General features: G+C 75.0%; 5 protein-coding genes. All 5 read right to left on the bottom strand.

All coding sequences use genetic code 11. The features are described from left to right. Window positions 1-1,083: [protein-PII] uridylyltransferase family protein (locus WCS02_RS16915; RefSeq protein WP_340295358.1), on the bottom strand; the 1,083-nt coding region annotated here is incomplete at its 3' end. A 109-nt stretch (window positions 1,084-1,192) separates the two neighbouring features. Next, the gene (locus WCS02_RS16910) at window positions 1,193-1,531 is read right to left on the bottom strand and encodes a P-II family nitrogen regulator (RefSeq protein ID WP_340295356.1); all 339 of its coding nucleotides are present in this window, start codon (window positions 1,529-1,531) and stop codon (window positions 1,193-1,195) included. Next, window positions 1,528-2,865, bottom strand: coding sequence for an ammonium transporter (locus tag WCS02_RS16905; RefSeq protein ID WP_340295354.1), 1,338 nt, complete (start codon window positions 2,863-2,865; stop codon window positions 1,528-1,530). Before WCS02_RS16905 ends, WCS02_RS16910 begins: the two co-directional genes overlap by 4 nt. A gap of 228 nt (window positions 2,866-3,093) precedes the next feature. Next, window positions 3,094-4,386: a signal recognition particle-docking protein FtsY gene (gene ftsY / locus WCS02_RS16900; protein WP_340295352.1), complete on the bottom strand. Its 1,293-nt coding sequence runs from the start codon at window positions 4,384-4,386 to the stop codon at window positions 3,094-3,096. Between the two features lie 52 nt (window positions 4,387-4,438). Further along, the coding region (locus WCS02_RS16895; protein WP_340295350.1) for an AAA family ATPase at window positions 4,439-5,468 on the bottom strand (1,030 nt) is incomplete at its 5' end.

Here is a 5,468-nt window from a genome sequence, read left to right as displayed (position 1 = left end):
GGTCGCTGCCGCGCGCAGGGCGAGCGACGGGTCGGCCGCGGGCGAGGTGCCGACGCCGAGGACGAGCTCGCCGTCGTGCTCGACGAGCCCGTGGCCGAGCGGGCGCAGGCTGGGCCGGCGCGGTCCCGGCCGCCAGCGGCGCTGCGGCAGCGACTGACGGGCACGGCGCACCGTGGTGTCCACGGCGTAGGCGATGGTGCGGCCGACCTCGGCGGTGCGGGCCAGGAGCGCGTCGGCGTCGGCGAGGCCGAGCACGGCGGCCACGGCGTCCTGGTCGGCGAGGCCGAGCCGGTCCCCCGGCCGTCCGGTGACCATCTGCAGCGCGTCGCGGGCGTCGAGCAGGAGCGTGTGCCCGGCCTCGATGCCGGGGCCGTGGGGGCGGTCGGTGAGCCACGAGGCCGACATCGCCCGCAGCGTCGTCACGTCGCGCAGGCCGCCGCGGGACTCCTTGAGGTCGGGCTCGAGCAGGTAGGCCAGGTCCCCGTGGCGCTGGGCGCGCTCGGCCAGGGAGTCCAGCACCTGCGGCAGGCGCCGGCGGGCCGAGGCGCGCCAGTCGCCAAGCAGCACGGTGCGGGCGTGGGACACCAGCGAGGCGTCGCCGGCGACCAGCGCGACGTCGAGCAGGCCCACGGCGGCGGCCAGGTCCGCCGCGGCCACCTCGCGGCACTGGGCGATGGTCCGCACCGAGTGGTCCAGGCGGACACCGGCGTCCCACAGCGGGTACCAGAGGGCGTCGGCCAGCTCGCCGAGGCGCTCGACCGGGAGCCGCCGCCCCTCGTGCAGCAGCAGGAGGTCGACGTCGCTGGCGGGCCCGGAGTCACCGCGGGCGAGGCTGCCGACCATGGCCAGGGCCACGCCGGGAGGCCCGACGAGCGCGTCCTCGTCCTCGCCGGGCGTGCCCAGGCCCGTGGTGCGCAGCGCGTGCTGCCAGACGTCCCCCAGCCGGGAGACGACGAGGTCGCTGTGGGCGCGGCGGCGGGCGGCACCGGTGAGCGCGGAGCGGACCGAGGCGGCGAGCAGGTCCTTGGCCATGTCGCGCGGGAGCGGCCCCTGCACGGGACCGGACGGGCTGGTGCGGCTCATGCGGGTCTCCCCCCGGAGGTCGCGAGCGGTGGGCGGACTGGCTGCGCCGGCGTGCTGCAGGGAGCACGCCGGCGCAGGGCCTCACCCGGGACGGGCGGGGCGGCAGGCCTCAGATGGCCTCGACGCCGCGCTCGCCGGTGCGGACCCGGACGACCTCGTCGACCGGGCTGGCCCACACCTTGCCGTCGCCGATCCGGCCGGTCTGGCTGGCCCGGACGATGACGTCGAGGACGTCGGGCGCCCCGGTGTCGTCGACGAGGACCTCGATGCGCACCTTGGGCACCAGGTCGGAGGTGTACTCGGCGCCGCGGTAGACCTCGGTGTGGCCGCGCTGGCGGCCGTAGCCGGAGGCCTCGGAGACGGTCATCCCCTGGATGCCGAAGGCCTCGAGGGCGTTCTTGACGTCGTCGAGCTTGTGCGGCTTGATCACCGCGGTGACGAGCTTCATGCGGACACCTCCGACTTGCTGGTGGACTCGGACGTACGCGGGCTGAAGGCGCGGGCGCCGATCCCGGAGAACTCGTAGGCGGACTCGGCGTGCTCGGCGCTGTCGATGCCCTCGGCCTCGGCCTCGGCGGAGACCCGGAAGCCCATGGTGGCCTTGAGCGCCAGGCCGATGAGCAGGGTGACGACGAAGGAGTAGGCGAGCACCGCGAGCGCCGGGACCGTCTGCTTGAACAGCAGGTCGAGCCCGCCGCCGTAGAGGAGCCCGTCCTGGCCGTAGGCGGTGGCCTCGGCGGAGGCGAAGAAGGCGATGAGGACGGTGCCGACGAGGCCGCCGACCAGGTGCACGCCGACCACGTCGAGCGCGTCGTCGTAGCCCAGCTTGTACTTCAGCCCGACGGCGAAGGCGCACACCACGCCCGCGATGGCGCCGACGAGGATGGCCCCGACCGGGGTGACCGCGCCGCAGGCGGGGGTGATGGCGACCAGGCCCGCGACGACGCCCGAGGCGGCACCGAGGGAGGTCGAGGCACCGTCGCGCAGCCGCTCGACCAGGAGCCAGCCGAGCATCGCGGCGCCGGGGGCGACGAGGGTGTTGACCCAGACGTAGGCGGCGACGCCGTCGGCGGTGAGGAAGCTGGCGGCGTTGAACCCGAACCAGCCGAACCACAGCAGGCCTGCGCCGAGCATGACCAGGGGCAGGTTGTTGGGGCGCATCGGCTCCTTGCCGAAGCCCTTGCGGCGGCCCAGGACGACCGCGAGCGCGAGGGCGGCGGCGCCGGCGTTGATGTGGACCGCGGTCCCGCCGGCCAGGTCGATGGTGCCCAGGCGGGAGCCGATCCAGCCGCCCTGGTCGAGCTCCTCGCCCTGGAAGGCGAAGACCCAGTGCGCGACCGGGAAGTACACGACCGAGACCCAGATGCCGGAGAAGACCATCCAGGTGCTGAACTTCGCGCGGTCGGCGACCGCGCCGGAGATGAGGGCGACCGTGATGATCGCGAACGCCGCCTGGAAGGCGACGAAGGCCAGCGTCGGGTAGGTGCCGACGGCGACCTCGTCGCCGGTCATCTCGGCGTCGGCCTGCAGGATGCCGTCCAGGCCCAGGTACTGGACCGGGTTGCCGATCAGGCCCCCGACGGAGTCGCCGAACGCGAACGAGTAGCCGTACAGGACCCAGAGGACGCTGACGAGGCCGAGGGCCCCGAAGCTCATCATCATCATGTTGAGGACGCCGCGGTGGCGGTTCATGCCGCCGTAGAACATCGCGAGCGCCGGGGTCATCAGCAGCACCAGCGAGGCGCTGGTGAGGATCCAGGCGGTCGTGCCCGTGTCCACCATGTGGTTGTCACCTTCCGGTCAGTGGGACGGCTCGGGGCAGGGGCCCGGCCTGTCGACGACCGCAACGGTGGCGTCGGGGTGTTTCCGTCACGCCCCCCGCGGGTTACAGGCACGTGACGACGGGCCCCGTCGTGTGAAAGGTGCGTGACGCGGGCCGGTCCCGGGAACTGTCCGGGACCCTCCGCTCACGGCCGGTCGGCGGGGCGTGACCGGCGCCCCGCCCCCGGCTCAGTCCAGCAGGGCGTCGACGAACTGCTCCGGCTCGAACGGGGCCAGGTCGTCGGCGCCCTCGCCGAGCCCGACGAGCTTGACCGGCACCCCCAGCTCGCGCTGGACCGCCACGACGATGCCGCCCTTGGCGGTGCCGTCGAGCTTGGTGAGGACGATGCCGGTCACGGCGACGGCCTCGGAGAACACCCGCGCCTGCATGAGGCCGTTCTGGCCGGTGGTGGCGTCCAGGACGAGGAGGACCTCGTCGACCGGGCCGTGGCGCTCGACGACCCGCTTGACCTTGCCGAGCTCGTCCATGAGGTCGCGCTTGTTCTGCAGCCGCCCGGCGGTGTCGACGAGCACGACGTCGGCCTCGAGCTCCACGCCGGCCTTGACGGCGTCGTAGGCGACGGCGGCCGGGTCGGCGCCCTCGGTCTCCGAGCGGACCGTCGGCACGCCGACGCGCTCGCCCCACGTGGTGAGCTGCTCGGCGGCGGCCGCGCGGAAGGTGTCGGCGGCGCCGAGGACGACGTCCTTGTCCTGGGCGACGAGGACGCGGGCGAGCTTGCCGACGGTGGTGGTCTTGCCGACGCCGTTGACCCCGACGACGAGGACGACGGCCGGGCGGTGGGCGCCCGTGGTGGGGTCGGTGCTGGCGGTGACGGCGAGGCTGCGGTCCAGGGTGGGGTCGACGGCGCGGACGAGCTCCTCGCGCAGCACGGTCCGGACGTCGCTGCGGCCCTCGCCGGCGAGCCGGGCACGGAGCCGGTCGACGAGCTCCAGGGACGGCCCGGTGCCGAGGTCGGCGCCGATGAGGATGTCCTCGACCTCCTCCCACGTGGTCTCGTCGACGGTGTCGCGGCTCAGCAGGGCGAGCAGTCCCTTGCCGAGCGCGCTGTTGGAGCGGGCCAGGCGCGCCCGGAGCCGGCCGAGCCGGCCGACGACCGGGTCGACGAGGTCGCGGCCGGCGACCGCGTCCAGCAGCCGCGGGTCGAGCTCGCCGATGGCGGTGCTGCCGCCGTCGCCGGGCAGCGAGAGCGTCTCCACGCCGCGGACCGGGGTGTCGCGCGGGTCGCCGGCGTCGTCGCCGACGCCGGGGGTGTAGTCGACGCCGGGCTGCGGCTGCCAGGGCCCGGCGCTGCCGCGGGTGTGCCGGGCCCGACGGACCAGGCCGACGCCGGCGCCGACGAGCGCGGAGACACCGAGCACGGCGGCGACGACGACGCCGGTGACCTCGTCGGGGGCCAGGGACGACAGCGCGAGGACGGCGTCCAGGTCGGCGGGGGCGGGTGCGGCCAGGGCATCGATCATGCGGCCATCCTCGCAGCCGCGCCGGGATGGGCCCCGTCGGCGGGCGGCAGGCTCAGACGACCTCGCGCAGCCGCTGGCTCACCACGGCCGTGACGCCGTCGCCGCGCATGGTGACCCCGTACAGCGCGTCGGCGGCCTCCATCGTCCGCTTCTGGTGCGTGACGACGATGAGCTGGCTGGAGGCCCGCAGCTCCTCCATGAGCACGAGCAGGCGACCGAGGTTGGCGTCGTCGAGGGCCGCCTCGATCTCGTCGAGCACGTAGAACGGGCTCGGCCGGGCCTTGAACAGCGCGACGAGGAACGCCAGCGCGACCAGGGTGCGCTCGCCGCCGGACAGCAGGCTCATCCGCTTGACCGTCTTGCCGGCGGGCCGCGCCTCGACCTCGATGCCGGTGGTGAGGATGTCGTCGGGCTCGGTGAGGACCAGGCGACCCACGCCGCCGGGGAACAGGCGCGGGATGATCTGCTCGAACTCCCGGGCGGTGTCGGCGTAGGCGGCGGAGACCACCTCCTCCACCCGGGCGTCGACGTCGCGGATGATGCCGAGCAGGTCCTTCTTGCTCGTGCTGAGGTCCTGCTGCTGCTGCAGGAGGAAGCGGTGCCGCTCCTCCAGCGCCGTGTACTCCTCCATCGCCAGCGGGTTGACGGTGCCCAGCTCGGCGAGGCCGCGCTCGGCCGCCCGGAGCCGGCGCTGCTGGCGCGACCGGTCGTACGGCTCGTGGTCGGTCTCCACCGACCCGTCGCCGCCCTCGCGCTCGACGGGCACCGGGACCTCGGGGCCGTACTGCTGGACCAGGGCGTCGGGCTCCAGCCCGTGCTCGTCGCGGGCGGTCTCGACGAGCTGCTCCAGGCGCATCCGCTGCTCGGTGCGGGCGAGCTCCTCCGCGTGGGAGGCCTCGACCAGGCGGGCGTGCTCCCCACCGAGGGCCTGCACCGCCGCCGCCGCCGACCGGGACCGGGACTGGACGGCCTCGCGGTCGCGCCGGGCCGCGGCCTCGCCGGCCACCACCCGCTCGAGCACCCGCCCGGCCGTCTCGACGGCGTGGGCGGCGTCGGCGAGGAACTCGCGCGCCTCCGCCGCG

The sequence above is a fragment of the Aquipuribacter hungaricus genome (genome assembly GCF_037860755.1).
Taxonomy (GTDB): domain Bacteria; phylum Actinomycetota; class Actinomycetes; order Actinomycetales; family JBBAYJ01; genus Aquipuribacter; species Aquipuribacter hungaricus.
Note: the sequence above shows the minus strand (reverse complement) of the source record. Positions and strands in the feature narration are given on the sequence as shown.

Excerpts from the sequence above, each read along its gene's own strand:
- ftsY (WP_340295352.1), bottom strand. The coding sequence starts at position 4,386 with ATGATCGATGCCCTGGCCGCACCCGCCCCCGCCGACCTGGACGCCGTC.
- WCS02_RS16910 (WP_340295356.1), bottom strand. The coding sequence starts at position 1,531 with ATGAAGCTCGTCACCGCGGTGATCAAGCCGCACAAGCTCGACGACGTC.
- WCS02_RS16905 (WP_340295354.1), bottom strand. The coding sequence starts at position 2,865 with ATGGTGGACACGGGCACGACCGCCTGGATCCTCACCAGCGCCTCGCTG.